Here is a 26,351-nt window from a genome sequence, read left to right as displayed (position 1 = left end):
AACGACAACGGAAAAGAGACACCATGCAACCGCCGGTGAACACTCCGGCCGCAAGCGACGAAGGGCTGCACGTCAGCACCGCCGGGAACACGCTGCACGTCGACGTCGTACGCAAAGATCACACCGAGCTGACCGCTCACCCCGGCAGCTTGGAAACCCTGGTGCCTTTGCTGGCTGGCCCCGACACGTTCTTCCTCGTCGATGAGGGGCTCTTGGACAGCCGTCCTGACCTGCAGCAAGCCTTGCCACGGGGCAGGTACCTCTCCATGCCCTCGGGTGAGGAGAACAAGACCCTCACCCGAGCCGAAGAGACTATCGACGCCCTTCATCGGCGACGAGTGCACCGCAGATCGACCTTGATCGGTATGGGTGGCGGCGTTCTCACCGATACGGCCGGGCTGATCGCCAACCTCTACTTCCGAGGGGTACGCCTTGCCTACGTCCCCACCACTCTGCTCGCCATGATTGATTCATCGGTCGGCGGCAAGGTAGCCGTGAACCACCCACGGCAGAAGAACCTCATCGGGTCCTTTTACCACCCTGCAGCGATCCATCTGTGCATGGAGTCGCTGCGCACACTTCCGGAACGAGAGATCAGCTCGGCAGTCGGCGAAGCCATGAAGGTTGCCATTGTCGGGTCCCCAGAGCTGTTCACCGAACTGGAACAACTGCCGAGCCTTTCCTGGAAAGACCCTCAGCTCGAGAACATCGTGCTGCAGTGCATGGAGCTCAAGCTCCGCCTGCTGGGAGCGAACTGCTTCGAGCGTTCATTGGAACGTTCCCTCAACTTCGGACACTCCATCGCTCACCCCCTGGAAGATATAACGAACTTCCGGCTCCGCCACGGTGAGGCCGTGGGCATTGGCATTGCCGTCGCCAGCCACATCTCATGGCAGAGGAAGATACTCAGTACCACCGATCTGCGACGCATCATTGCCCTGGCGGTTCGCCTCGGCCTGCCCCTGGCCGACCGCGATTTCGACGTGCATGTCCTGCTCCACCATGTCGACCGTCTGGTGATGCAGCGCGGCGGCCGGTCTCTGCACTACGTCATCCCCGAAAGCATCGGGCGGGTGCGCATCATCGACGCCGTCTCCCGTACAGAGATCCGTACGGCCCTCGACGCCGTGGCACAGATCTCGAAGGAATACCACGATGCTTGCTGACACTGTTATCACCTGCCTCAGCAAGACGCCGCCGGTTGAGGCGGCTGCTCTGTGCGGTTCGTTCCGCCAGGGAACGGAAGACCAGTTCTCGGACATGGATGTCTGGATGTTCCTCGAAGTCGGCACCGACATCAGCGCCCGCTTCTGCATTGAGGACCTGCTGCCGGCAGAAGCCCAGGAACTGGTGATCGAGGAAGGGCGCGACGACTCTGAGGTCGACTATGTCGTGCTGAACCTCAGATGCGCGGACAGGATCCTCAACCTGAAGTTCCTCAGGATCGAGCAAGTGGCGGACTTCTCGGCCCGCAAACCCAGCCTGGACGTCGGATACCTCGACGACCTCGAGAACTACTGGACCATGCGTATCCTGCACGACCGCGAGGGCCGCCTGGAGCAGCTCAAGGGACACCTTGAACTGCACGCCATCCGCATCATCGGCGATGATCTCTATCCCGAGATGCTGCTTCGCTACGCCTCCTTCTACTGGCGCTCAGTATTCCAAGGGGTCCTGCGCAACGAGACCAACGCCTGGCGCTCGCTCATGCTTTACATGATTGAGCTCCTCGTCGGTGTGGCCCACCTTCGCAATGACCGGTTGCCGCCCCCCAAGAAGTGGCTGTTGTCGAACGCTTCCCTCCGGTCAACCGGTGCCGCAGAGCCGCATCTGGCGGCCGCGCTGCAACAGGTCTGGCAGGCCGAAGAAGGAAACGCGCACTCGCTTCTGCAGGGGTACCGACATCTGTCATACGCAGAGGCAGAGATCCTCGACCCCGAATACCTGCCCCAGGGCTTCTGGTGGCGCCGGGTATTCACCGAGCGACTTCACAACATCCCCACCGACCCAGATGTCCAACATGCCGTCGACGACGTTCTGCGCGGCTTCCTGATGGAGAGGATGCGTTGAACGCCTACCGGAAATTCGTCAACTACTGCCTGCTGTACGCCAACACCTCCGTCTCGGCCGGCATGGCAGGCATCGCCCTCTCCTACTGCATCTTTGGCGCCAGCCAGTCCACCTTGCTCCTGTCGCTGCAGCTCGGGCTCTACACCATCCCAGTGCTCCTGATGCCGCTGGCCGGCTCGCTGGTCGACCGCTACTCCACCGCCAGAGTCCTGACGGCCTCGCTCCTGAGCCGCACCGTGCTGCTTGCCGTCTTCGCCTTGCTCGCGACCCACGACGATCCGCCGATCCCCCTGCTCCTGGCCATCTCCTTCCTGGTCGGAGTCATCCGTCAGCCGCATCCGGGCGCTCTGCGCAAGGTGTTCTCGGCCACCATCCCCGACGGCGAGTACGTCAAGGCCAACGGGTACATCAACGTCGTCGGCCCTGTCGGCGGTGCCGTGGGCGCCTTGCTGGCAGGCTTCCTCATCTCTCAGATCGGTGCTCCCAACACCGTCCTGATCGCTGCGGCCATGTTCACGACGCAGGTCCTCACCTTGCCGTTCGTACCGAACGTGCAACCCGCCCAGCACAGCGTGAAGATCAGTTTCGACTGGTCGGGCATCAGGCTCATCCGCCGCGCCAGCATCGACACAGGACTGGCCGTCGCGCTCGCCGTCATGGCGATAGCCACCGCCCCGTTCCAGATCCTGCTGCCCGGCCGCATGGCCGAGTGGGGGCACGGCTCCGGTGGCTACGGCATCGCCATGGCTTCTTCGACCGTCGGCATCACCGTCGGCGGCCTGTTCGTCGCCTGGGCAGGACGCCGGCTCTCCCTGGGACAAGGTGTGGTGCCCGGTGTCATCGCCGTGGGAGCATCCGTTGCCTTCATCCCCCAGGTCGGCGGCTCACTGCCGATTGTCGCCGGGCTGATCGTGGTCTCCGGCATCGGTGGTGCCATAGCCGAAAGCTTCATCTTCGCGCGCTTCCACGCCACCGTGGCCCCCGACCTCCAAGGACGCGTCTTCTCGGCCCTCTCCGGCCTGGAATCGCTGGCTGCCACCATCGGCTTCCTCGCCGCCGGCGCCCTGGCCGTTGTCACCGGACCGAACGCCGTCTTCTGGGTCGCCGGCGCCATCACGGTCCTGGCTGCCTGGTTCACACTCAGAGCCTCACTCAAAGCACCCGCCACCGAGCAGCAGGAAGCACATGCGACCGCCGCTTCGTAACGTCCTTCTCGCCATCACCGGTTCCAGCGGCGCCCGCGAAGCGGACCGACTCATCGGTGCCTTCACCGACGAAAACATCAACGTCACGGCGGTCCTCACACCGCGGGCACAGGCATTCGTTCCACCCCTGGAAGTCGAGACCTTCACCGATAGCCGCTGGACCACCGAACCCTGGCACATCACCCTCCCAGAGCGATCCGATGCCTTCGTCGTAGCACCCGCCACCTGCAACACGCTCGCCAAGGCCAGCCACGGATTCACCGACAATCTCGCCTTGGCCTGCATGGCATCGTGGGAGGGCGAGATCCTCTTCTTCCCCGGTATGAATCGCCGCATGTGGCAGTACCAGGCCACAGCCCACAACGTCAGCAAGCTCGAAAAGCTAGGACACTTCGTTGCCCCACCACTGAGCGCGGTAGCCGAAAGCAGCCAGATGGACGGAGATGCAGTGGGGTGGTCCCCCGAATATGTCGTAGGAACCGTATTGCACAGACGACACCTACAGATGTCTCACCCCAGATGAAAGGCCCGGCCGACGATGACCCCTCCGCGGCGGCTGTAACGAGCTTGACTCGCGGGTGGGTCCCGGGCTGGCTATGTAGGGGTCTGCGGGAGGCGTTTGTCGCCGACTTCGGGAGGCGGCTGGCGGGGCGTGAGGTGCTGAATGTCGGCGAGTTTTGAAGTCGCTCGTGTGTGCGTGAGGGGATTGGCGAGGCCCGATCCTTGATCTCGGTTCTCTCACTCCTCCGGCTCGGGAAGGAGGAGTTGGCGTGGTCCCGTCTTCACGCAGCGGCAGTGTGGTGGCACGCTCAGTGCCGATCGCCGTTGTTGGCCTTGCGAGGCTGCGCGGGCAGGTTTCTGGAAGACCGTCCGGCGAAGGGATGTGTCATGGCGGAGTTGAAGGAAGGCTCGAAGGTCAAGGCGAAGCGGGATCTGGTTCGGGGCGACCACAAAATCCTCAAAGGGGACCAGGGCACGGTCAAGCACGTGGTGGGCACCCCGCCGGTGCCGATCGAGGTCAAACAGGACACCACACACGAGGAGCCCTTGGGCAAGGGCGCCGTGGAGGTCGTGCACGACACCAAGCCGGGCGTGATCCCGGCCGGGGTCAAGTACGACGTGACCTTCCCGGCGGCCGGCGGCGACTGGGAGTTCGTCGGTCTGTCCTCGGAGGACATCGAAGCCGTCTGACACGACGGCGAGAGGCGCACTGCTGGGTGGCGGTCGGCATACCGCGCTGAATGTTCCGCTGCCCGGCAGGACAGCGGAGGCCAGACGCCGCAGCGGCACCGGCTACGCCCCGCCCCTGGGACAGGCGTCCTCAAGGGAACGGACACCCTCTTCACCGACCTGCCCGAACACACCCGCCATGCCTGACAGGGGGCGGTCTTTGCCCGGGCAGAGCGAGGGGATCACTCACGTGTCCGCTGCTGCCCGGCCAGACGAGCACGCTGGCGTCGGAGCCGGTAGTTCTCGTCGAGCAGCCGCCAGTTCTCCTCCACCAGCACATGTTTTCTTCCCCGCAGTTCGCGGGCACACTCGCGCGCATCGTCCAGCCGCTCCCGCAGGATGCTCCACCGCGATTCCACCGCCATGAACACCGGCTTCCCCGTTTCGGCGCTGTCAGCCCTGGGGCCAGGCGGTCAGGTGTGCCCGGGCTCATCCTGTGTCGGTGCGTTCGGCCTGGGCCTTGGTCTGGGCGAGCCGGTAGGAGTCGGTGCCGGTTTCGATGATGTTGCCGCCGAAGGTCAGGCGGTCGACGATGGCCGCGCAGAGGCGGGGGTCGGTGAAGGTCTTGGTCCAGCCGCCGAACGACTCGTTCGAGGCGATCGCCACCGAGTTCTTCTCCTCCCGCTCGGTCAGCACCTGGAACAGCAGCTCGGCGCCGCGTCGGTCGAGTTCCATGTAGCCGAGTTCGTCGATTGCCAGGAGGTCGACGCGTCCGTAGCGGGCGATGGTCTTGGCCAGCTGCTCGTCGTCGGCGGCTTCGACGAGTTCGTTGACGAGCTTGGTGGCCAGGACGTACGTGACCCGGTAGCCCTTCATCGCGGCTTCGGTGCCCAGGGCGATCAGCAGATGGGACTTGCCGGTGCCGGAGTCGCCGATCAGGCAGAGCCGATGGCCTTTGCGGACCCATTCGCAGGAGGCGAGGGTGTTGATGACCGCGGCGTCGATGCTGGGGTTCGCGTCGTAGTCGAACGCGCGCAGCGACTTCTCCCGGGGAAAGCCGGCGGCCTTGATGCGGCGCTCGGAGCGGCGCCGGGCCCGGTCGTCGCACTCGGCCAGCAGCAGCTCGGCGAGGAAGCCCCGGTAGGACATCTGTTCACGGGTCGCGGCCTGGGCCAGGTCGGGGAACTGGTTGCGGATGGTGGGCAGCCGCAGCAGGCGGCACGCCTGGTCGATGGCGGTGGTCGCGGCTTCCTCGGTCATCCCGCGGTTGCGTTTGGCGCTCATGTTGCTTCTCCCTCGCCCGGGGCGCATGGGGGCCGGTGGCGCAGGGGCGGGGGTGGGGTGGCCGGGGATGTCGCCGTCGGCGGCCTTGCGGGCCTCCAGGGCGACCGCGTCCGCGGTCAGGGCGCCGGCCCGCAGGGCGACCGCGAGGCCGGTCATCAGGTGTTCGTGGCGGATGTGCCGGGCCAGCAGCAGCACCTGGATCAGGGCCTGGGTGACTTCCATGTCGCCATGGGCCGCGCGGGCCGCGTCCCACCACGCGTCATGGACAGAGGTGAACCGGCCGGCCGCGCGGGCCTGTTCCAGCGCGGTCGAGCCGGGGAAGGCGCCGGGCTTGCGGACCAGGGCCTCCAGATAGTGGTCCAGGACCAGGCGGGAGCCGCCCTGCGTGCTCAGCCGCTCGTGCCGGGCCACCTCCCGGCCCTCGTCGAAGACCACCAGCTCGGAGGCGTGCAGCAGCACCCGCACCGTCTTGCCGATCAGGCGCACCGGCACCGAGTACCGGTTGGTGCGGACCGTGACCTGCGCATAGCGGTCGACCCGCGGGGTGAACCAGCGCCCCGTCTCGAACGGCTCGACGGGCAGCGGCTTGAGCAGAGGCTGTTCGACGGCGAAGTACTCGCCGACCGTCCCGGGGCGGGCGCGGATGCGCCGGGCGTCGTCCTCCCGGTCCCACCGGTCGACCATCTCGTTGAGCTCGGCCAGCGTTTTGACCTCGGGGACCGGCACGAAGTGGTTGCGCCGGAAGTAGCCGATCTACCCCTCCACCCCGCCCTTCTTGTGGGCACCCTCGATGCCCGGGCGGCAGTAAAAGCTCTCGATCCCCCAGTGCGAACGGAAGGCGACCCAGCGTTCGGTCTCCTGGCGCTGCCGGGAAAAGCCCAGCACCTGGGCGACCGCCGCCTTCAGGTTGTCGTAGCGGATCTTGCCGCGTGGCACCCCGCCCAGCACGGACAGAGCGTGCACATGCCCTTCAAAGAATGCCTCCTGTCCGCAGGAGGCGGAGACCCGGTGCACCGCCTTGCCGGAGTACGACAGCCGCAGCGAGAACAGGTAACAGCGGGTGGGCACCCCCGCCAGCACGATGTGCACGTCCCCGAAGTCGACCTCCGCCTCACTCCCCGGCATGTGGGACTGCGGGACGAACACCTCCGCGGGCCCGCGGCCGGCCTCCCACCGGATCTCCTTGCGCCGCACCGCCACATAGGCACGGACCATCTGGTACGAGATGCTGGCTGCCGCGTGCTCGTCCAGCAGCCGCTCGAAGATCCGCTTGACGGTGTGCTTCTGCTTCGGCGGCGCATCCAGGTCCGCCTCCAGCAGGCCGTCGATCACCGGCTTGTACGGATCCAGCCTCGACGCCCGCGGCGCCTGCTTCTTGCGCGGCTCCGGCCAGCGCGAATCCAGCGCCTTGCGGACCGTGCGCCAGGTCACCCCGTACTTGCGCTCCAGCGCACGCCCCGACAGGCCGTCACGGTGGTCACGGCGGATCGCCGCGTACAGATCGACCTTGACCAGCGAGATGCGCATCCGGACCCCCAACGGGAGAAGCACACCAAGCCTCCCACCGCAAGCCTTCAACTGCCGTCAAAACTGGGGAACATCGCCCCTCACGGCACGAAGCCGCCTCCCGCACCTAGCGACAAACGCCTCCCCGACTCACCAACAAAGCCACCCGGCCGGACGACTGGCCTGTCCTGGCAAACTGCGCAAGCGCCGGCAGCACCAGGCTGCCGCCACGGGCGCGATCACGGTGGAGACCAGGGCGCGGTTCGGCTACACCGTGCCGGTCGGCACGACCGACGACGGACGGTTTCGGCGACTGATCGTGCACCTCCCGCCGGAGTACGCCCGCCGCCTCTTCGACACCCGCGACGCGGGAGCCAGCGACCAGCAGATGCGCGGAATCATCGCCGAAGGGCTCAAAGGAGTGTGTTTCCAGGACGGCGACGGCCGCGCCACGGGACTGCCGGACGTGGAAATCAACGACGTTGATTACCTTGACCTGGATTACTGACTAGAGGTTGTCCCGTATGGGGTGTGAGTTATCCCGTGAGGGCCAGTTTGTGCAACCGGGCGATGCCGAGCATGGCCTGGTGAACTCCGTCGCCCTTGAGTCGGCAGTCCCGAAGGATCTTCCGGTTCTTCAGCCGCGACAGGGCGTGTTCGACCCGTGCTCGGGCCTGGCGATGGACGGCGTTCTCTGCTTCCTGCTGTGGGCTGAGGTGGCTTTGGCCTCGTCGTTTGCGGTGTGGGATGAGGAGGCCGGTGCCTTGGTAGCCGCCGTCGGCGGGGGTCGGGGCTCCGCGGCAGGCCCGGTCGACGCCGGTCTCGGTGAAGGCCCGGCAGTCGTTGCGGCTGCCGGGCAGCGGCAGGCCGACCGTCACCACCAGGCGGCTGTTGGCGTCGATGACGACCTGTAGGTTGGTCGAGTACCGGTAGTTCTTGCTCGGGGACGCGAGGGTGCGGTCGCGGGTGGGTACCAGGGTTTTGTCGACGATGGAGACGGTGTCCTTGTGTGGCCGGCGGGCCGGGGAGATGGCCAGCAGCGGGGCGAGGTGGTCGAGGATCCTGTCGGCCGCGGATTTCGAGACCCGAACAACGGCGCCACCTGTCGCAACGTGAGGTTCGTGCGCCAGTACGTCGCCACCAGCAGCACCCGGTCCTCGAGCGGCAGCCGCCACGGGCGGCCACGCTGAACCTCACCACCGCGACGCCGCACCAGTGCCACCAGCCTGGCGAACTGCACCTCGGTCAGACCAGCAAACGGCTCGATCCGCTTCGGATCACCTGCCGAGATCACCCCACCCATGCCCAACCAACGCGCCAACCGCACCACTGGTTACGGGACAACCTTTAGGAACGCAAAGCGTGACCACCGAAGCTCCGCCTTTCGACGGAGTCCGGCGGCGGAAGCGATCCGGACGTGGCTCGCCCGGACGGGGAACCGACCGCGGCTCCGGGCCCCGGCCCCTGCAGCTGACGGCCGGTCAGTGGCGGGTCTCGATCCGCAGGCCGCCCGTGGTTACCTGGCGGATGTGGTCGCTCGCCAGCACGTCGTGCGGCTGGCCGAGCTCGATCGCGCTCGCCGCGTCCAGGCGGGCCAGCTGGGCGGCCGTGAACTCGACCTCCAGGGCACCCAGGTTCTCCTCCAACTGGGCGGAGGTGCGTGCCCCGATCAGTGTGGTCGCCACGCCCGGGTTGCGCAGGGTCCAGGCCAGCGCGACCTGGGCCGGGGCGCGGCCCAGGTCGGCGGCGAGATCCCGGGCGACCTCGGCCACGGCCAGGTTGCGTTCGGTGAGCGTGCCCAGGGCGAGGTTGTGGCTCCTGCGGGTGCCGTCGCCGGTGCCGTCGCCCGTCGCGGTCACGTCGTGCTGGCCGTACTTGCCGCTGAGCACCCCGCCGCCCAGCGGTGAGTACGGGACCACACCCAAGCCCAGTTCCCGGGCCATCGGGATCAGGTCGCGCTCCGCGGTGCGTTCGATCAGGCTGTACTCGATTTGCAGCGCGACCAGCGGCGACCAGCCGCGCAGGTCGGCGATCGCCTGCATCCGGGACACCTGCCAGGCCGGGGTGTTGGAGATCGCCACGTACAGCACCTTGCCCTGCCGGACCAGGTCGTCCAGGCCGCGCAGGACCTCCTCGACCGGCGTGCGGAAGTCCCAGACGTGCAGGTACAGCAGGTCGATGTAGTCGGTGGCCAGCCGCCGCAGGCTTCCCTCCACCGAACCGAACAGGGCCTTGCGGTGACCGCCCCCGGAATTGGGGTCACCGTGGCGGCGCAGCGTCGAGTACTTGGTCGCCAGCACCAGGCGTTCGCGCTCCTCGCGGGCGAACTCGCCCAGCAGGCGCTCGGAGCTGCCGTCGGTGTAGGTGTCGGCGGTGTCCAGGAGGTTGCCGCCGAGCCCGACGTAGTGGTCGAACAGCTTGCGGGCCTCGGCCCGGTCGGCGCCCCAGCCCCACTCGGTGCCGAAGGTCGCCGTCCCCAGGGCCAGCGGTGAGACCCGCAGGCCCGAGCGGCCCAGCAGCCGGTAGGTGTCGAGGGTCAGTGCCATCAGGTTCTCCTGTGCTCGTGGTCCGTTGCCGGAACCGAGTCTGTGGCGGTGGCGGACCGGGGGTAAGGGATGGCGCTTCCTGGGAAGACCGGTCCCACCCTGGCGGTTGGACCGGTCATGACGACCCGGACCATGGACACCGCCCAGGAGTTGGCCGCCTTCCTGCGGAGCAGGCGCGAAGGCCTCGACCCCGACCGGCTGGGCCTGCCGTCACGTCGGCGGCCCCGGCGGACGCCGGGGCTGCGCCGAGAGGAGGTCGCCGAACTGGCCGGGGTCAGCACCGACTACGTGGTCCGGCTGGAGCAGGGCCGCGGGCTGCGGCCCTCGGCAGAGGTGCTGGCGGCGCTGGCCCGGGCCCTGTGCCTGGATTCGAGCGAACGCGACTACCTGTTCGACCTGGCCGGACGCCGCCGCCCCGGCACCACCGGTGGGCCGGCCGCCGGTGCGGCGCCATCGCTGGCCCGCCTGGTCGACGACCTCTCGCCGCTGCCGGCCATGCTGCTGGACCACCGCTACGACATCCTCGCCTGGAACCCCGAGATGGCACGGCTGCTACCGGATTTCGAGGCCGTACCGCCGTCACGGCGCAACGCGATGTGGCTGTGCCTGCTGCACCCGGCGATGCGCGGCTTCTACGCCGACCGGGAGCAGACGCTGCGGGACGGGATCGCCCACCTGCGCGCGGCGTGGGCCGCGCACCCGCAAGACCGGGAACTGTCCAACCTCATCGCCGAATTCGCCACGCAGGACGAGGACTTCGCCCGCCTGTGGTCGGAACGGGAGGTCGGCGTCAACGGGCGCGGCCGGAAGGCGCTGCGGCATCCGGTCGCCGGTGCGATCACCGTCGACTTCGAAGTCCTGCTGCCGCTCCAGGACCCGCAACTGCGCCTGCTGGTCTACCGCCCCGCCGACGAGGAGAGCCGAGCGTCCCTGGACCGGCTGTGCGCGCGGTGACTGGGCCAAGAGAACTGACAACTCACGGTTGGTCGCAAAAAGCGTGACCCATTGGTGCCGACAAGCATGTCCCGTGGACCAGGGGACACATAGCTCACCGACCCGCACTGGTTTCCAACTGGTTCCCACTAATCAGCTGTTAGCGGTTCCGGTCAGGACCTCGTCCCGGACCGGAACCGCTAACAGCTGATTAGGAACGGGAGATGGCGCCGGGCGGCCCGGACGCGGCCTCCCTGCGGGTGGCCTCCCTCGCCGTGCCGGACCTGGCCGAGCGGGTCCGGCGCGAGGACCTGAAAACCGGTGGCGCTGGGCGAGGTCGGTGACGATCTGGCGGATGGCGGGTCGGTCGCGGACTTCGCCGCGCGAGGATCGTACGGCGTGCAGCAGTGCGTCGGCGGTCGGTTCCGGCCTGGATGCTTGCCACCAGACGCGCGCCATAGCCGTGTGCATCCGGGCCTTGCGCTCAGGCGTCGGGAACTGGCCCTCGTGCAGGCCGGCACCGGCTTCCAGGGCAGTACCGGCGTCGCCGAGACCCCAGTGGATGCCGACGGCGTATAGGGCGGCGGCCGCCGGGGTTGGCGGGACAGGCGCTCGCGCGGGGCCTGCTCGGGCAGGAGACGGGCGGTGCGCCGGGCTTCGCCGATCGTGGCCGGGGCCGCACTGGATCAGCCCGCCTCTGTCCCGGCCGGGGCGACACGGGGCGAGACGGCGAAATGGGCTCGGGTGACGGGGGCTACCGAGTCCGGGTGCGGCAGAAGTAGGGAGATCCGCTCGCGACACGAGCGCTAGTGGAACGTTGTCCGCTTCCTGGCTGAAAGCGTGCTGCACGATTATTGGACAGGTTTTGCTCGACGGGTTCCGTATGTGGGCGGTCTCGGCAAGATGTCTGTTGTCTCCGCTGGGCGTGGCCCGGCCGTCCGCGCACCTGTCACCCACCGAGGAGCGAGCCGATGGCGAACGAGCTCAAGTACGGCGATCAGGTCCACCTGCAGAACGGCTACAGCGGCTGGCAGGGCGGCTACCTGGACACCAATGGCCACAGCAGTGCGTCGGGTGGCAAGTACCAGGTCTCGACCGCCGATACTCCCTCGCGCGGCAAAGGCACCGGCACGTGGGAGATCCTCTCCGCCTCCGGCAAGGCAACCGGACAGCCCGTGGTGAGCGGCGACGTGGTCTACCTGCGTAATCTCTATGGTGGCGACGGTGGTTACCTGGACACCAACGGCCATGCTTCCGACGTACAGAAGACGGCGGGAGCCAAGTTCGACGTCGCGACCTCGGAGACCAGGGACCGCGCGCAGGGCACCGGGCGGTGGCGCATCTTCGCCCAGACCTCCTCGCCCGCCGACCAGAACGTCAGGGTGGGCGACGTGGTCCACCTGTGGAACCTCTACGGAGACAACGGCGGCTTCCTGGAAACCAACAACCACAGCACGGCCTCCGGCGGCAAATACGACCTGTGCACCAACGCCTACTTCAACCGCAGCTCCAACGTCGCGGACTGGAAGATCCACCGCGCCCAAAGCTGATCTCTGGCCGACCGCGGGCCCTGTCGGCCACTGGCCCTCGGGGCCCGACGGCTTGACCGGAACATTGAGATGCCCCACCAACCTGACGGGCTGGTGGGGCCTTTACGTCTGCTCTCGTCGCGGGTCTTCCATACCTTCCTGCGCGCCACGGTGCTCGGCGACGGGCCCTCCGCTTCTGCGGGGGCGGGGACATTACGCCGATCGCTCCTGTCACTACGGGCGCGTAGGGTTCAGCGCGTTGCGGAGGGCCTCCGTGAGCAGTCCATGCATCTGGCGCGAACCTGCCTGCCTCGGCGTGCTGCCGTCCTGGCCAGGGCTGCGGGACGCTATGGTTGCACGGCCCGCCTTGCCCGGCCGGCCGCCTGACGAAGCTGACAGTCAACGCCTCCCGCATACGGGCCCTCGTCCACTCCTTGTGCAGCCGAGCGACATCGCGGTCGCCCCACGAGGGCGTGCAGGGTACGGCGCAGGTCAGGACGGGGAAGGCGGCGACGGGACTGGTCGAGGACCAGCCGTAGATGGTGTGGGGAACCAGGGCTGGGCCGCCGTCGGCGTGTGCGGCGCTGTGGTGCGTCTTCTCGCCACCTGAGCGAGGCATGGAAGAGGCCGCGAGCCGAGTCCCGAGGAAGTGCAGCGCCGCGTGCGATGGGTGATGCGGAGCAAACACCGCAACGTCTACGGTGCGTCCGTGAGCCGAGGGCCGGGAAAGACGCAGCGCGCCGTCCACGACCTGCTCGCCGTCGCGTGGACCGTCGAGTCGTGGCCGGTATGCAGGTCCGCGGTCGGGCTCGCACGGCTGGTCTGCCGCACCCAGTCGCCGAGCGCCGCTCAGGTGGAATCCGTCCGCCGGGCTTGCCGGACGTCTCCCGCCGTGGAGCGGGACGTCAGCTTGGTAGCCCGCTCGCCCCGACCACGTAGGGCTGGGCCCGTACTTCGTCGCCCCGGACACGGTGCCCGGCACATGCCCCTGCTGCCGCCGGCCGGTCGTCCCCGCCGAATGGGGCATCGTCCGTTCCCCGGACGATGACGAGGGCCAGGACGGCCAGGCCGCCCAGTGCGATGCCGCCGACGGCCGCCATGTTCAGGTTGCCCCACCCCGTCTTCTTCTTGGCTGGCGGCGGTGGGCTGGTGTTCGTGTTCTCGTAGGGGGCATCGGGCACCTGCAGCGCGCCGTTCTTGGGTCCGGCCGGGATGTCGTTCCGCAAGGCCCATAGCGGGCGGATGAAGCCATGGCCGTTGTACGGGTCGGGGAGTTGGGCGCCCTCCGTGCCTGGGGGGAGGCCGGCGGTCTTCACCAGCCGGTTGGCGATCTGCCCGGCGGTCAGGTCGGGGGCGGGGTACTTCGACGCAGCAGGGGGGCGGCGCCGGAGACGTAGGCGGTGGCATCGGAGGTTCCCGGCGCCTGCCTGTAGGGGTCGTGCGCGCCGGCCGTTCTGATGTGTACTCCCGGCGCGGTGAGCAGGGTTCGGGGCCCGTAGTTGGACTTGTCCTAGACTTTCCCGTCCTGCCCCACGGCTCCCACCGCGACGATGCCCGGGGAGGTGGCCAGGCCGGCCAGCGGCGCACCGTCGTCGCCGGTGCCCGCCACCACCAGGACGTCCTTCTCGTACGCGTAGGCGCTCTGCGCCCGGTCGAAGGTGGGCATCTCCTCGACGCCGAGCGAGAGGTTGATGACCTTGGCGCCCGCGCCGACGGCGTAGCGGATCGCCTCGCCGAGCCGGGCGGTGCCGAAGCCGCCGATCTCTTCCTTGTCGTACGAGGGGTACTTGACGGGGATGTTTTTGGCGTCGGGTGCCAGTCCCTTGATGCCGCCCCTGCCCCGGGGCCGTCCCCATGCCCCGCGATCAGTGACGCCATCGCCGTACTGTGGTCACTGGCTTGGCCGGGGTTGACCTCGACGAAGCTCTTGCCTGGCGCGATGTTGCCCTCCAGGGCCGGGTGATCGGCCTTGACGGCGCCGTCGATGACTGCGACTTTGACACCTTTGCCGGTGGACTTCTGTCACGCGCTCTCGGCTTCGAAGGACGTCAGCGGCTGTTGCACCTCCCGGTGTTCATCGGCCGCCGCAACGGGCGCCGTGCCCAAGAGCACCGCCCCGCCACCGCGGTACCGCCTATGGCCTGCCCGATGCATCTGACGCTCACCCCCTGGCGCCCTCCCCGTTCTATGGGACCGGGCCGCGATGGGTTCGGTCCCCACCTACGCTCGCTGCTACCTCGGCCGCGGATGCTGCTCGCGACCATGGTCGTCAAACCCGGCCCTGCCAGCCCCCCCGCGGCCTCTCCGTGTTCTCGGAAGCGGTGCCGGAAGGCGCCTGCGAGACGGGGGGACTCCTCCATGACCCCCGACAGGCTCCTCGGCCGGGTGAGACGCCGGACCATCAGAATGAGTATCTCGCCGTGTGAGTCTGCACGTGTAGGGGCGTGCAGGCCAGAGCGGTTCTCGATCGCCCCCCGCAGGTTCGGGGATGAAGTATGCGCCCCACCGGGTCTTACCGGTTCCTGAGCGCGTTCGGTGAGGGTGAAGGCGACGGTGAGGCCGGCCTCTCCGCCGAGGCGCGGCCGCGCGGGGATGCCGAGGGTGGTCAGGCGGCGGGCGTCGTCCGGCTCGCAGCGCAAGGTGACCATGTCCTCGGGGTGTCCGGCCCACAGCGCGCCGGGGTGGATTTTCAGCCGGCGGCCGAAGGTGAGCAGCAGCCTCCGGCTCGCTGCCTGGCGGCCAGTCCCCGGTGCGGTGCCGCATGCAGTCGCTGTGCGAGGTGAGCACCGGCTTCGAGGTGTAGGAGTGGCAGCGTTCCGCGGCGCCCGTCGCCCAACCGATGAGCTTGACTCGCCTTGACTTGGTGTTGGACAAAAACACCCCGAGTTTGACCTCGGTGCCGTCCTCCAGCCGCCCTACGTGGGCTCTGGGAGCCGTCACGGAGCTGGTGCGGGCTGTGTCCGCGCCAGGCTGCGATGCCCCGCTCGAATGCCCCTGAGACTTTCTCGGGGGCGTCGCGGATGTGTTGCTGCTCCACTGCGTGATCCTGGACCGGGCTACCCCCGCACCTGAAATCAGCTCGTCCCGCTTAGAGCTCCTAACGCAACGTTAGTAGCCGTGTCCTTCGGATGGCTGCGTCGGTTGCTGGGGTGTGAGTAAGCGAAGTGCTCGACCATGGCTGGTGGACGATGAGTTGTGGTCCAGAATCGAGCCGCTGCTGCCGTCGCCGCCAGCGGGGCGCCGGCGGCCCGGCCGCAAGCCGGTGCTGGAGGACCGCAAGGTGCTGTGCGGCATCCTGTTCGTCCTCTACACCGGCATCCAGTGGGAATGGCTGCCCCAGGAACTCGGGTTCGGATCGGGCATGACCTGCTGGCGGCGGCTGCGGGACTGGAACAACGCCGGGGTGTGGCAGCGGCTGCACGAGGTGCTGCTGGACGAACTGCGGGCCGCCGACCGCCTGGACTTGTCGCGGGCGGTGATCGACAGCTCCCACGTCCGGGCGCTCAAGGGCGGCCCAAAACCGGGCGGAGCCCGGTCGACCGGGGCCGGTCGGGCTCCAAACACCACGTGATCTGCGATGCCACCGGCATCCCGCCGGCCGTCACCCTGACCGGCGGCAACCGCAACGACGTCACCCAGCTGATGCCGCTGCTGGCGGCGGTGCCGCGCATCCGCGGCAAACGCGGCCGGCCCCGCCAGCGGCCGCAAGAGGTCTACGCCGACCGCGGCTACGACCACGACTGCTACCGCCGCCAGGTCTGGACCAAGGGCATCAAGCCGCTCATCGCCCGCCGGGGCACCGCCCACGGCTCCGGGCTGGGAACCAAGTGGTGGGTCGTCGAGCAGACCATCGCCCTGCTGCACTGGTTCAGCCGCCTGCGCATCCGCTGGGAAACCCGCGACGACATCCACGAAGCATTCCTGAAACTCGCCTGCTCACTCATCTGCTGGCGACGCCTGCGTCCCACATTGCGTTAGGAGCTCTTATCGCCCCGGCCCCGACGAGCAGCGTGACCTGGGCTGCGTCCACTGCGGCCACGTCGTCCAGGACGGAACGGCGCCTCCCGCGAGACGCAGGTGCTACTGCGCTTCAGCCAGAGGCTTCGGGGAGGCGGGCGTCCAGCGCGGGAGAACACGAGACGGACTGGCGGGCGGGGACTGGCCGACGCAGGCGCGTTACTACACCGGTCTCGCCAGCCTTGGCGGCGCGGCGCTGACCAAGCACCAGGAGGAGCTTGCGGCGGCGGTCCTCGAAGTCGTGCTGAAGGCGGGATTGCGGCCGTACAGTATTCGAGCTGGTCGTCGGCGGGACGGCGCAGGGCCCAGCCGGGGACAGTCCGCCGGTCGGCGAAGCTCGCGGAAAACGCTGCAGGCATCAGAACAGGGCCCCTCCGCTTGGAGTACGGTCGGGCCGCCTGGAGTTCGGTCGGGTTGCTGCCCGGAAGTCTGGCGACGGGCGTCTTCCGCTGTTCGGACAGCGCCTGGCAGGTAGTTCGTCGGGTAGTCCGTGGGGCGGGCATTCGCGGCCTTCCTATGATTTGAGGATGAATCTCCTCCAATGGTGTGGCCGAGGCGACGCACAGCGGCAGAAGAAACGCTCTCGCGCGGCCTTGGCCCCGGCCCGGGCTTTGGATCGGGACGGGCGCCATGCCGAGGCGGAGGCCGAGGCGCGGTCCGTCGCCGTGGCTCGCTCCCGGCGGCGTGACAAGGCGGGTGCGGCGCTGGCGTTGGGCCTGGCCGCGAGAGCGGTGAACTCCCAAGGCCGTCACGCTGAGGCTCTCACGGAGTTCGACGCGGTACTGCCGGTCTTCGTTGAGGTGTTCGGTGCCGACGACTTCGATACCTTGAACCTGCGTGTGCAGCGCGCTCATGCGCTGGCCTTGGTCACCCGGTACGCCGAATCCGAGGCGGAATGCGCAGCCGTCGCCCGCATCGCGGACCGCGGCCGCAGCGTGGATCCGGCGATGACAATACTGGCCGGTACTGCCCGGCACGGCCTGATCTACGCTCTGTGCGGGCAGGAACGCTACGCGGAAGCCGAGGTTCTCGCCTGCGAGACGCTCGCGTTCCGCGCATTCAGATACGGGGCCCTGGCCGACCTCGGCGTCATGGAAGAGCTCCAGGAGATGCTGCGGCTCGGACTTGCGCGCAGCCTCAATGGCCAAGGACGCCACGAACAGGCTCTCACTGAGGTGGTGCGTGCCGAAGCAGCGCGCCGGGGCCTGCCTGGCGGTCCGGGCAATACCGGGAGCGGCGCGGGTGCGCTGATCGAGGCCACCGCCCTTCTGGCCCTGGGCCGTCGGAACGAGGCCCGTGCCCGGGCCACGGCTGCTCACGACGCGGCTCTGGCCGCCTTCGGCTCGCATTACTTCCGCGTCGCGGAGGCCCGCGTGCTGCTCGCCCGTATAGACGGTGAGCCGCCGCGTTGATCACGGCTCGGGCGGTTCGGTGCGGGCGGGCGCGCGCTGTGCGTGCTCCGTCCTGGTGATGGGGCCGCTGGGACGGTCGCGGGGACCGCGCCTGACTCGACATCGGCGGTCAGCCGAGGTCGGGTTCGTAGCCGCCGGCCGCGCCGTCGTGCGGGTCGTCGGGTGACTCCGGAACGGTCCTGGTGCCGGCGCCGGTGCCGCCGCAGCGCTGGCACAGCACGGTGGTCTCGGTGCCGTCGGCGGCCCGTACGGTGATCTGTCCGCCCTGGTACGAGCCGCAGGTGGACACGGTGTCCCCGCGGCCCTCGTGCTGCCGTTCACGCTCGCGAAGGAGATGGAGTGGCACGTTGATCATGCGGCCGTAGGGGCTGTCCTCGCGCAGCAGGTGCGCGTATTGCGGATCCACCCAGCCCATGGCGGCCTCCTGGTGGTGCGCTGCGGGTAGGTGGCGAGCGCGATCCGGCTCACCACTCCCGTGTGGCGATCAGCTCTTCCACGTCCGCCTCGGTGAAACCGTAGGCGCGGGCGATGAACCAGAAGTCCTCGGCTATCTCGTCGCGGGCCATGGACTCGATCTCGCTGTCGGCGGCTTCGAACTCGGCTTCCAGGTCGTTGAACTCCTCGGTGGCGGCCTGGGCCAGGGCGTAGAGCGCGGTCAGGCCGACGGGCGGGTGCGCCTCAATGTTCTCGCACAGCCGGAGCAAGATCGCTTTTCCCCGGTCCACCACGTGATCGGGGTAGTAGTCGTCTTCGTACAGCCCTCGGAGAAAGGAGTGCGCGGTCACTTGCTGGTTGTTGATGGGCATGCTGCTTCCCACTTTTGCTCGGGTGAATGATGTGGCACCTTGATCGTGCACCATGCCACTGACAGTGGCGCCGGGGCGGCAAGGGAGGGGCTGAGCTGAGAGGACGTCGGCCGGAGCTGTGTGCGGGGCTGCTCACCTTTACTGTGGCGGTGGAGGAGGGGTGGCGGATGGGCTCGTTGTTCGAGGAGCTGGAGGCCCGGGAAGCCGTTCGCCCGGGGGTGGGTGGGGGGTAACTGGAGTCCGGTCTAGCCGAGTTGAGTGGCCGACTTGAGGAGGCCCGGGGAAGTCTGGAACGGTTGCGGCTCGCGCGCGAAACGGTCGCCGAGGTGCTGTCCGAGATGGGTGCCGTTCCTCTGGAGTGATGCTCAAGGTCGGCATCCGCGACCGCGAGAGTTGCCTGCTGGCCAGACTCGGTGGCTGTTCGGCCCGGCTCTGCATACGTGCAGCTGCATGGCTGACGACTGCTTCGCGCATTCACGGCTCGTCACGACCTACGATCCGCTCGTCTCCGAACGCAGCGACCTCGAACGCAGCGGTCCTCGATGCGTACCTGCGTCGTACGTCGTTCGTGGACCAGTGCTGCACCGCCACGCACTCAGGCCGAGGTGAGTAGCCGGTCTCAGGCGGGGGCCGCGTCGCGCCTCTACGCTCCCCACCATGCCCCTTCCCCACCACTGCGGCCAGCGTGTTCACCATGCCGCCTGTGCCGCCGCATTCGAGCAGAACAGCGGATGACGGCCAGACGACGTTTCCTGCCTCCGGTGCTGGTCCTTGCTGGCGCGCTCCTTGTTGCCGCCGCGTCCGGGGCCGCACTGTGGCTGTGGAACGGGACACCGCGACCCGTACCGCAACGTCAGCCTCGACAGCCGCCAGCCCAGCACGGAGAAGGCCGAAGGCAAGCAGAACATACGGATCGTGCGACCCCACCCGGACTGGCACTGATGACTACGAACCAGGAAACACCGACCCATTCGGAGCGTGCCGCAATTTGGGTTCCGGCCCTGGTGCTCCTCGGCGTGCTCGCGAGCTGTGTGTGCCCAGTACTCCGCCAGGAAAGCCCACGAGAAAGCCGAATGGGCCCACTGCGGGGATCTGCCCCTGACCTGGCAGATGTACGTCTTCGCCTACGGAGCGCTGCTGTGCAGACTGGGCGCTGTCGCCGCCTATGTCCAACTGTCGAGGCGTGCTCACCGCACGCCGGCCATTCTCAGGCGCTGGCGCGGCACGCTGGCGTTGGTGTCCATGCTGCTGGGCATCTTCCCGCTGCTGGGAGAAGCCTTCATCGTGTGGACCCTGTACCAGCCTGCCCCAGGCGGCTCCATCACCTGCGTCTGAATCCGCTGATCACGTGCGCAGGGCACGCAGGCACCACCTCGGCTAAAGAGCTTGTGACGGATCTCCGCGGCATTGCGTCGCCGGCACGCATCCTCGCCGCACGGTGTGAAGCGACAGGCGGTAGCTCCGCCACACGACCCTTCACACCGCGCCCCCGAAGCTCTCGAGCAGAGAGAGCCCATGCGCAGCAACCGAACGCCACTCCGTCCTCCGCCAGGACTCATCAGAAATGCCCTTGGAGGACACAGCGCAAGCAGTTGCGGCCGACCCGAAGCTCGACGGCCGGGTCCGCTCACGGAGCTGGGCGTCGGGGCGGAGCCAGTTGCTGACGTCGACCGCCAGGACCAGGCGACCATCGGCGGCCTGCGGCATGGGCAGGCCAGCCAACACCTGCCGCAACCGGGGCACGTCCACGCTCCCGTTGTTCAGCGCGTCGTACATGGCGCCGTGCCCGCGCCGGTGCTCGGCCAGCAGTGTCACGTCCACCGGGGCCCTCACCGGCCCGCGCGCACACAGCACGCATCCACCAGCTCGAACAGCTCGTCCCCGCGCGTAGTCAGGCAGTCGAACAGGACATCTCTGAAGCGTGACGCCTTCGCGAACGCATGCCGCGATTGGGGTCAGGAGATGTCCATTCGAACCGTTGGATGGGGCCGGGCTGGCGGGCTGCACTCGTGGCCCTCAGCTGATGCCTGGACGCCGGTTGGGCCGTAACCACCCCCGCGCAGACCAGGGAGGCTGCCGTTCTTCGGTGCTGGTGGCCCCGGTACCGGCCCCATCGCCAGCACTCTAGACGGTGGCTCTGACATCCCAGCCGAACCTCAAAGAACGCGCTCAGCGCAGACGCCCGAGGTGGATGACGCTGACGCGGACCTGCCGGCCGCTGATCTCGTACAGCACTCGGTAGGCCCCACGCGGATGCGCAGTACGTCGGTGCTGCCGAACGCGCCCTCGGGCCTCGGATGGTTGGCGAAGCGGTTAACGGCGATGGATGCCTGCCGTACGCCCTGCGGGTCGTCCTGGGCGAACCGCTCGGCCTGGGCGAGGCCTCAGGCCCCCAGAGGACCTCGTAGCTCACGCGGCGGTGCTGCCGAAGGCGCGGCGTCACGCCTCGTCGTACGGCACGACGGCGTTCTCGCTGCGGGCCTGGCGGGCGCGATGGGCGGCCAGGACCCGCATATCCTGCACTGCACGAGCAGGTCGCCGCCCAGCCCGAGCCCGCAGCGGCCTCACTGTGGAAGGACCGGCTGCTAACGAACCGGCAGCTCAGCGCTTCCCCTTGCTGCAGAGCAGCTGAACCTTAATCAGTTGACTGTGTGAGCTGGTACTGAATAGATGCTGCTCATGCGAAACGATGAAGATGAGGACGAGGACCTGACCGCGGAAGCGGAAGTCAGCCCTCCGACACCGGAAGAGTTGGCAGAGATGCAGGAGCTGATGCACGACCTGTTCGGGATGATGGTGTCGGTGACCATCGAGAACGACAGGCCCGTCCCTGGCATGGCCGAGCAACTGGCCCAGCAGATCCGCGTCGGAATCGGTGAACCGGAATGTCGCATTCAGATCGATGACGGCAGCCAGACTGCGGTCGTCGGGCCGACCGGACTCAACGCCGACGATCCGCAGAGCGCTCTGGACCTCGCCATGAGGGCACTCGGCGGCACGTGGGAAGGCCCCGTCATTACCGACACCTTTATGGGGCCGGTACTGCACACCAGCCGACCAGGCGATGGGAGCACCGACAAGATGCGGGCCACGCGAGTCCATCTGTGGACCGGGAAAGCTTTCGCGCTGATCAAATATGCCGAGAAGCACGCCTGACAGTTTTGACTGCGGACGCTGCCGTCGGTGCCTGACGGCGAGCCCGCCGTGGCTGCCCGAGCCAGTCGGTGAGGTTCTGGGCTTGGCCGCTGCCGACGCGCCCGGATGCGATGCCGGTCGCGAGGACGGACACACCGACTGAACCACCCCAAAGCGCCCCGGGGCCCGAGCCTGCAGACCGTGCTGGCCACCCTGGAGTGGCTGTGGGACACGGTCGCTGCCCCCGTTTTGAACTCCCCACAGTTGACCATCCCGCCGGACCGGCGCCTCTGGTGGTGCCCCACCGGACCGCTGGCGCTGCTCCCGGTGCACTGTCCGACCTGGCCCGCCTCGACCTGCCGTCGGCCGAACTGGCCGTACTGTCCGCCTGCCAGACCGCCCTGGGCGGTAAGGAACTGCCCAACGAGGCCATCCATCTGGCAGGGGCGCTGCTCCTGAGCAATGTCCGGCATGTCGTCTTCACCATATGGAAAGTGGAAGACAACAACGCCCACCAGATTACCGACGAGGTCTACACGAACTTGGCCGACCCGGACCTCGGCATCAATGCGTCGCGGGTGGCATACGCACTGCACGAGACAGACGACCGTGCTCGCCGCCAGTACCCGTACCACCCCCTTTACTGGGCGCCATACGTGCACTTCGGCCCCTGACGCGACCGTTTCCACACCCGCCCTACCACCCGTGCGATGCGCCGAAAGCAACTCAACCCCCGCGCCACTCTTATGAGCGCAACCAGCTCCTCAAGCACGCGCTTGCTTCGCACCCGTGCAACCTCGCCCAAGACGAAACCGCGACGGCCGCGGTGTTCACCTGGCCCAGTCGAGCCCAAGATCGGCCAGGACTTCGCGCCGTTCGCTCCCCAGCTTGGCGCGCCTGCGCCTGGTGTTGTGCAGCCATGCACCCAAGAGCACAGTCACCTCCTCACCATCCCCGCCGACCGCAGGATTTCGAGGTGCTTGCGGGACACCGTGACGGTGATCTCACGAGTCCGGTACTGCGTCAGCGCCGCGATACCACGTTCGAAGGCGTTCATGCCGGCCACAAGCGTCAACGCATGGCCAGACCCACAGCAACCACTGGCCAGGCCACCCGTGTAGGGGTCTTCCACATCAGGTTCTGACTTCACCCCCATTCCGCATTCCGCGGTAGGCGAGCGGCAGTCGTGCTTTCCCGGCACGCCTGCATGCGCGGCATGCTCACCGCTTCGGTTTCTGCTTGCGCGGTGTGTACACGGCGCCGACCGACGCGGCGACCACACAGCCGATGGCCAGCCACTGCACCCCGGTGAGGATCTCGCCCAGCACCACCATGGCGGCCAGGCCCGCGACCGCCGGCTCCAGGCTCTCCAGCACGGCCACGGTCCGCGGTGGCAGACGGCGCAGGGCCGCCATGTCCAGGGTGTAGGGAATGGCGGCCGACAGCAGCGCGACACCGAGCCCCGCCGCCAGCACCCATGGTTCGAGCAGCGCCGTACCGCCCTCCCAGACACCGGTCGGCAACGAAAGAACCGCCGCCCACGCGACGGCGTACGCCAGATAGCTGCCGTCGGACGTCTTCGCCCCGGCCCGCTTGTTCAGCACGACATAGGTCGCCATGGAAGCGCCGGACACCAGGGCGAAGACCGTCCCGGCCAGGGTGAGCCCGCCTCCGCCGCCGGGGTTCGCGAACAGGAACACCCCGACCCAGGCCAGCACGGCCCACAGGAAGTCCAGTAGCCGCCGGGAGCCGATCAGGGCCAAGACCAACGGCCCCAGGAACTGCAACGTGACGGCCACGCCCACGTCGAGCCGCTCGAGCGCCAGGTAGATGACGTTCATGCCGGCGATCGCGGTGCCCAGCGCCAGGATCAGCCCCCTGTCCCGCCAGCTCTTGGGCAAGGCTGGCCGCCACACCAGGCCCAGCACCACCGCGGTCAGGGCCAGTCTGAGGAAGACGACCCCCAAGGCCCCCACGGCCCCGAACAGGTGCTTGCCGAATGCCTGCCCGACCTGGACGCTCACCACACTGCCCACCACGAGGAGCGGGGCGGGAACCCGTGCGGTGATGGCCTGTTTCTGCCGTGCTGCCTGCGCCGGGTGTTCGCGATGTTGGTCGAGTGCTGTGTGTGTGCCCATACCGGGCGCTTCCCCGTCGGGCGGTCTAAGCAATCTCTGACGTCTATGCATGGAATCATTTAGTTCTTGCCGCATGATCCTGCTGGAACGGTCTCCGTTCGGCTGTACGGAGCTGGAGCCGGAGTTGCCGGATGCACGGGGCCGCCCTGCTGGGCACTGGGCCGAGAGGGGAGGGGGCCGGGTACGTGCGCACGGAGCGACGGGAAAATCCCCGGCCAGGGTGGTCGTGGTGACGGGAAGTTCGGGCCGGGTCGGATCGGCCCCGGTCGCGGCCGGCCGACGGGTTCGCGGCGTGGACCGGGTGCCTGGACGTTGGAAGGGTGTCGTGGGGGGCCTGCGTGACCGGCCCGTGCGGCTGCTGCCGCACTGCCGTCGGCCGATGCTCTGGGCCGATGCCCTGATCCATGCCGCCGCACTGCACGCCCCGCACGTCGGGCGCCTGGCCGAGGAGATGCACCGCGCCGCGAACGTCGACGCGACGGCGGCCCTGCTCGCCGACGCCGTCCGCCTCGGCGTCCGGCGGTCGTCCACATCAGCAGTAAGCGTGTCTATGGGCACGCTCTGGGCCCCACGGACCGCGCGGTGTTTCGGTGGTCGCCTGCCCGGCTTCGGCGGCGGCACCAGCGGTCGACGGGCCGCCCCCTGACCAGGCCCTGCTGGTGCAGCAGCCCCAGATGCTTGGCCTCCTGGTAGACGTCCACGACATCGGGGTCGTCGGTGTGGTGCAGGCGCGGCATGACGGGCGTGTACTTCCAGGTGCCGTGGTCGTGGACGTATGGGGCCGGCCGATCGCCGGACGGCCAGCACCTTCCCTGCGGTTGGGGTCGGTTCTCGGGCCGCCACCGCGGGGCCTGTACGAGGTCCTCGTTCTGCTCGCTCACGTCGGCCATGGTGCGAGTGAGCAGTGACCGGCCGTGCGCGCGCCTTAGGACGAATGCGCGCGCCGGTTTCCGTTGGCCGTGCACCGGATCTCCGTGTGCGGCGCGCACTGCGTTCGGCAGGGGTGTGCGTGCGGCGAGGGTGTGCGCGCTGCTCCTGCCCGGTTCGGCATGGGGGTACGAAGGAGCGCTGCATGTTCGGCAGGGGGTGGTTGCCGGTCGGGCCGTGGGCTGCCCGGTTTGGCAAGGGTGTCGGTAAGGGGGCTGTGGTGCGAGCCGGTACTGCGCCGCACCGGAGTTCGTGATCCGGGTTGGTGCGCGCTTGGCAGCGGGGAAGCGCGCCTCGGGAAGCGGCGCGTGCCACCGGCCAGCACTGTGCGCTGCGTTGTGTCCGGGCGCGCAACGCGACGGAGGGCTGCGGCGCGCAGGCGCGAGTCGCCGGTCGGCGACCCGCGCGGGCGGGAGGAGATTTCTCGGCTCCGAAGGGCACCTAAACAACGGACTTGCTGGCCCTTCGGCCGGGTGTACTCGCGGATTTCTTTGCTCTGCCTTCCGTCCCAGGTTCTGCGGACAGCGCGGGCTGCGCGCCGCCTGGGTCGTCCGGCAAGGGGCTGTCGCCCTCTTCACCAACTCCTCCACCAGCCCCTGCGCGGCCCCCTCCGCGCCTCTTTCGTGCGGCCGGGCTGTTGTGCTTGGTCAGTCCGCGCGGCGCGGGGCAGCCGCCGCCTCGGCGACGCTTCTGTGGCTACGTCTTCGCGCTGCCGGTACGGCTCGAGGGGGCCGTGCAGGGCAGAGGTCCTGGTGGCGTTCGGGGTCTTCCGGCGGGTCACCGCCAACCGGGTGTGCAAGCGCGGTGCCTGGTCCGTCGGTGGCTGCCCCCTGGCAGGACGTAACGTTCAGTCGGGTGCCGGGCTTGCTTCTGGTTGTGGGCGGGCCGCTGCTCAGGGCGAAGCGGTGACGGGGTTGCGGAGGGTGCCGACACCGTCGATGTCGACGGTGACGGTGTCTCCGTCCTTGAGGGCGGCGCTGCCTTCGGGGGTCCCGGTCAGCAGGACGTCGCCGGGGAGCAGGGTCATCAGCCGGCTCACCGCGGACACCAGTGTGGCGGTGCTGCGCGTCAGGTGGGCGGTGCTGCCTTTCTGGCGTACTTCGTCGTTGACGCGGGTGGTGATGGCGGCGGCTTCCGGGTCTACGTCCGTGCTGATCCAAGGACCGAGCGGGCAGAACGTGTCCATGCCTTTGGCTTTCGTCCACTGCCCGCCGTCGGATCCGATGTCCCAGGCGGTCACATCGTTGGCGCAGGTGTAGCCGAGTACGTGGGATGCGGCGTCCTCGGGGGGTACCGAGCGGCAGGTACGGCCGATGATGACGGCCAGCTCGCCTTCGTAGCGTATGTCGTGGGCGAATGCGGGCAGCACGATCGGCTCGTGCGGCCCGATGACCGCGGTGGCGGGTTTGAGGTGGATCAGCAGGTCCCCGGGGGCGTCGGGCCGGCCGGCGTAGTTGCGGCCGACGACGACGATCTTGCCGGGGAGCACCGGTGCCAGGAGCCTGGTTTCGGTCAGCGGCAGGCTCTCACCGGCGAGCTTGGGGGGTGATTTTGTCAGGCGCGCCAGTTCTTCGACGTTCGTTGCGCCGTGCAAAGGCCTGACCGTGTTCCGCTCGCGGTCCACCGCTGCGTACCTCGGCCCGTGCGCTGTCATGAGTCGTGCGAGGTGCATG

23 protein-coding genes and 6 pseudogenes are annotated in these 26,351 nt (G+C 68.4%); 14 read left to right on the top strand and 15 right to left on the bottom strand.

The window, feature by feature from the left end:
* Positions 1–23 precede the first annotated feature (23 nt).
* From ACH4OW_RS33920 to ACH4OW_RS33900, 5 genes are all read left to right on the top strand, one after another.
* The gene (locus ACH4OW_RS33920; protein ID WP_398031804.1) at positions 24–1,166 is read left to right on the top strand and encodes a 3-dehydroquinate synthase family protein; all 1,143 of its coding nucleotides are present in this window, start codon (positions 24–26) and stop codon (positions 1,164–1,166) included.
* On the top strand, positions 1,156–2,070 hold the full coding sequence (locus ACH4OW_RS33915) for a hypothetical protein (protein ID WP_398031801.1): 915 nt from the start codon (positions 1,156–1,158) through the stop codon (positions 2,068–2,070). Before ACH4OW_RS33920 ends, ACH4OW_RS33915 begins: the two co-directional genes overlap by 11 nt.
* On the top strand, positions 2,067–3,275 hold the full coding sequence (locus ACH4OW_RS33910) for an MFS transporter (protein ID WP_398031799.1): 1,209 nt from the start codon (positions 2,067–2,069) through the stop codon (positions 3,273–3,275). The genes ACH4OW_RS33915 and ACH4OW_RS33910 overlap by 4 nt, the downstream gene beginning before the upstream one ends.
* Positions 3,256–3,798, top strand: coding sequence for a flavoprotein (locus ACH4OW_RS33905; protein ID WP_398031797.1), 543 nt, complete (start codon positions 3,256–3,258; stop codon positions 3,796–3,798). Before ACH4OW_RS33910 ends, ACH4OW_RS33905 begins: the two co-directional genes overlap by 20 nt.
* A gap of 365 nt (positions 3,799–4,163) precedes the next feature.
* Positions 4,164–4,466, top strand: coding sequence for a hypothetical protein (locus ACH4OW_RS33900; RefSeq protein ID WP_398031796.1), 303 nt, complete (start codon positions 4,164–4,166; stop codon positions 4,464–4,466).
* A gap of 221 nt (positions 4,467–4,687) precedes the next feature.
* Here the strand turns inward: ACH4OW_RS33900 and ACH4OW_RS33895 are convergent, their stop codons facing one another.
* The 4 genes and pseudogenes from ACH4OW_RS33895 to istA all read right to left on the bottom strand — a co-directional run bounded on the left by ACH4OW_RS33895 (position 4,688) and on the right by istA (position 7,280).
* Positions 4,688–4,870: a hypothetical protein gene (locus tag ACH4OW_RS33895; protein WP_398031794.1), complete on the bottom strand. Its 183-nt coding sequence runs from the start codon at positions 4,868–4,870 to the stop codon at positions 4,688–4,690.
* Positions 4,871–4,934: 64 nt separating this feature from the next.
* On the bottom strand, positions 4,935–5,729 hold the full coding sequence (istB, locus tag ACH4OW_RS33890) for an IS21-like element helper ATPase IstB (protein ID WP_398031912.1): 795 nt from the start codon (positions 5,727–5,729) through the stop codon (positions 4,935–4,937).
* 387 nt (positions 5,730–6,116) lie between these two features.
* Positions 6,117–6,413 (bottom strand): annotated as a pseudogene (locus ACH4OW_RS33885) (Mu transposase domain-containing protein); the annotation flags it as partial.
* 69 nt (positions 6,414–6,482) lie between these two features.
* Positions 6,483–7,280 carry an IS21 family transposase gene (istA, locus tag ACH4OW_RS33880; RefSeq protein WP_398031792.1) on the bottom strand — a complete coding sequence of 266 codons (798 nt, stop codon included), beginning with the start codon at positions 7,278–7,280 and terminating at the stop codon, positions 6,483–6,485.
* Between the two features lie 151 nt (positions 7,281–7,431).
* On the opposite strand from istA, the pseudogene tpg reads away from it, so the two are divergent.
* Positions 7,432–7,743, top strand: a pseudogene (gene tpg, locus ACH4OW_RS33875) (telomere-protecting terminal protein Tpg); the annotation flags it as partial.
* Positions 7,744–7,771: 28 nt separating this feature from the next.
* Here the strand turns inward: tpg and ACH4OW_RS33870 are convergent.
* Positions 7,772–8,538 (bottom strand): annotated as a pseudogene (locus ACH4OW_RS33870) (transposase).
* Between the two features lie 178 nt (positions 8,539–8,716).
* The gene (locus ACH4OW_RS33865; protein ID WP_398031791.1) at positions 8,717–9,781 is read right to left on the bottom strand and encodes an aldo/keto reductase; all 1,065 of its coding nucleotides are present in this window, start codon (positions 9,779–9,781) and stop codon (positions 8,717–8,719) included.
* A gap of 117 nt (positions 9,782–9,898) precedes the next feature.
* Here ACH4OW_RS33865 and ACH4OW_RS33860 point away from each other — a divergent pair, with 117 nt between their 5' ends.
* Positions 9,899–10,735 (top strand): helix-turn-helix domain-containing protein, encoded by an 837-nt coding sequence (locus tag ACH4OW_RS33860; protein ID WP_398031790.1) that lies wholly within the window; start codon positions 9,899–9,901, stop codon positions 10,733–10,735.
* Positions 10,736–10,867: 132 nt separating this feature from the next.
* Here the strand turns inward: ACH4OW_RS33860 and ACH4OW_RS33855 are convergent.
* Positions 10,868–11,391: pseudogene (locus ACH4OW_RS33855) on the bottom strand (hypothetical protein); the annotation flags it as partial.
* A gap of 294 nt (positions 11,392–11,685) precedes the next feature.
* Here ACH4OW_RS33855 and ACH4OW_RS33850 point away from each other — a divergent pair.
* Positions 11,686–12,264 (top strand): hypothetical protein, encoded by a 579-nt coding sequence (locus ACH4OW_RS33850; RefSeq protein WP_398031788.1) that lies wholly within the window; start codon positions 11,686–11,688, stop codon positions 12,262–12,264.
* An 884-nt stretch (positions 12,265–13,148) separates the two neighbouring features.
* On the opposite strand, the gene ACH4OW_RS33845 is transcribed toward ACH4OW_RS33850, so the two are convergent.
* The 3 genes and pseudogenes from ACH4OW_RS33845 to ACH4OW_RS33835 form a co-directional block, all read right to left on the bottom strand.
* Complete coding sequence (locus tag ACH4OW_RS33845; protein WP_398031786.1) at positions 13,149–13,469, bottom strand: hypothetical protein; 321 nt, start codon at positions 13,467–13,469, stop codon at positions 13,149–13,151.
* Positions 13,470–13,753: 284 nt separating this feature from the next.
* On the bottom strand, positions 13,754–14,071 hold the full coding sequence (locus ACH4OW_RS33840) for a S8 family serine peptidase (RefSeq protein WP_398031909.1): 318 nt from the start codon (positions 14,069–14,071) through the stop codon (positions 13,754–13,756).
* A 29-nt stretch (positions 14,072–14,100) separates the two neighbouring features.
* Positions 14,101–14,241, bottom strand: a pseudogene (locus tag ACH4OW_RS33835) (peptidase M8); the annotation flags it as partial.
* Positions 14,242–15,394: 1,153 nt separating this feature from the next.
* Here ACH4OW_RS33835 and ACH4OW_RS33830 point away from each other — a divergent pair.
* A protein-coding gene (locus tag ACH4OW_RS33830) for an IS5 family transposase (RefSeq protein ID WP_398031784.1) occupies positions 15,395–16,221 on the top strand; the annotation gives its coding sequence in 2 pieces (ribosomal slippage) (positions 15,395–15,761 and positions 15,761–16,221; 828 coding nt in all).
* Positions 16,222–16,787: 566 nt separating this feature from the next.
* Entirely contained in the window at positions 16,788–17,672 is an 885-nt protein-coding gene (locus tag ACH4OW_RS33825) for a tetratricopeptide repeat protein (RefSeq protein WP_398031783.1), read from the top strand.
* Between the two features lie 109 nt (positions 17,673–17,781).
* Here ACH4OW_RS33825 and ACH4OW_RS33820 read toward each other — a convergent pair whose 3' ends face one another.
* Together ACH4OW_RS33820 and ACH4OW_RS33815 are read right to left on the bottom strand one after the other, a co-directional pair.
* The gene (locus tag ACH4OW_RS33820; RefSeq protein WP_398031781.1) at positions 17,782–18,087 is read right to left on the bottom strand and encodes a hypothetical protein; all 306 of its coding nucleotides are present in this window, start codon (positions 18,085–18,087) and stop codon (positions 17,782–17,784) included.
* 49 nt (positions 18,088–18,136) lie between these two features.
* The gene (locus tag ACH4OW_RS33815) at positions 18,137–18,478 is read right to left on the bottom strand and encodes a DUF5713 family protein (RefSeq protein ID WP_398031779.1); all 342 of its coding nucleotides are present in this window, start codon (positions 18,476–18,478) and stop codon (positions 18,137–18,139) included.
* A 1,029-nt stretch (positions 18,479–19,507) separates the two neighbouring features.
* Between ACH4OW_RS33815 and ACH4OW_RS33810 the strand changes: the two genes are divergently transcribed.
* The gene (locus ACH4OW_RS33810) at positions 19,508–19,813 is read left to right on the top strand and encodes a hypothetical protein (protein WP_398031777.1); all 306 of its coding nucleotides are present in this window, start codon (positions 19,508–19,510) and stop codon (positions 19,811–19,813) included.
* Positions 19,814–20,116: 303 nt separating this feature from the next.
* On the opposite strand, the pseudogene ACH4OW_RS33805 reads toward ACH4OW_RS33810, so the two are convergent.
* A pseudogene (locus tag ACH4OW_RS33805) lies at positions 20,117–20,385 on the bottom strand (transposase); the annotation flags it as partial.
* Between the two features lie 763 nt (positions 20,386–21,148).
* Between ACH4OW_RS33805 and ACH4OW_RS33800 the strand changes: the two are divergent.
* On the top strand, positions 21,149–21,634 hold the full coding sequence (locus tag ACH4OW_RS33800) for a hypothetical protein (protein WP_398031776.1): 486 nt from the start codon (positions 21,149–21,151) through the stop codon (positions 21,632–21,634).
* A gap of 275 nt (positions 21,635–21,909) precedes the next feature.
* On the top strand, positions 21,910–22,287 hold the full coding sequence (locus tag ACH4OW_RS33795) for a CHAT domain-containing protein (RefSeq protein WP_398031774.1): 378 nt from the start codon (positions 21,910–21,912) through the stop codon (positions 22,285–22,287).
* Positions 22,288–22,833: 546 nt separating this feature from the next.
* Here the strand turns inward: ACH4OW_RS33795 and ACH4OW_RS33790 are convergent.
* Complete coding sequence (locus ACH4OW_RS33790) at positions 22,834–23,751, bottom strand: EamA family transporter (RefSeq protein WP_398031772.1); 918 nt, start codon at positions 23,749–23,751, stop codon at positions 22,834–22,836.
* A 325-nt stretch (positions 23,752–24,076) separates the two neighbouring features.
* Here ACH4OW_RS33790 and ACH4OW_RS33785 point away from each other — a divergent pair, with 325 nt between their 5' ends.
* The gene (locus tag ACH4OW_RS33785; protein WP_398031770.1) at positions 24,077–24,397 is read left to right on the top strand and encodes a hypothetical protein; all 321 of its coding nucleotides are present in this window, start codon (positions 24,077–24,079) and stop codon (positions 24,395–24,397) included.
* Positions 24,398–25,570: 1,173 nt separating this feature from the next.
* Here the strand turns inward: ACH4OW_RS33785 and ACH4OW_RS33780 are convergent.
* Complete coding sequence (locus tag ACH4OW_RS33780) at positions 25,571–26,350, bottom strand: fumarylacetoacetate hydrolase family protein (protein ID WP_398031769.1); 780 nt, start codon at positions 26,348–26,350, stop codon at positions 25,571–25,573.
* Between the last annotated feature and the right edge of the window lies 1 nt (position 26,351).

Source organism: Streptomyces sp. NPDC017056 (genome assembly GCF_044332485.1).
Classification (GTDB): domain Bacteria; phylum Actinomycetota; class Actinomycetes; order Streptomycetales; family Streptomycetaceae; genus Streptomyces.
This window is presented reverse-complemented; position numbering and strand designations above follow the sequence as displayed.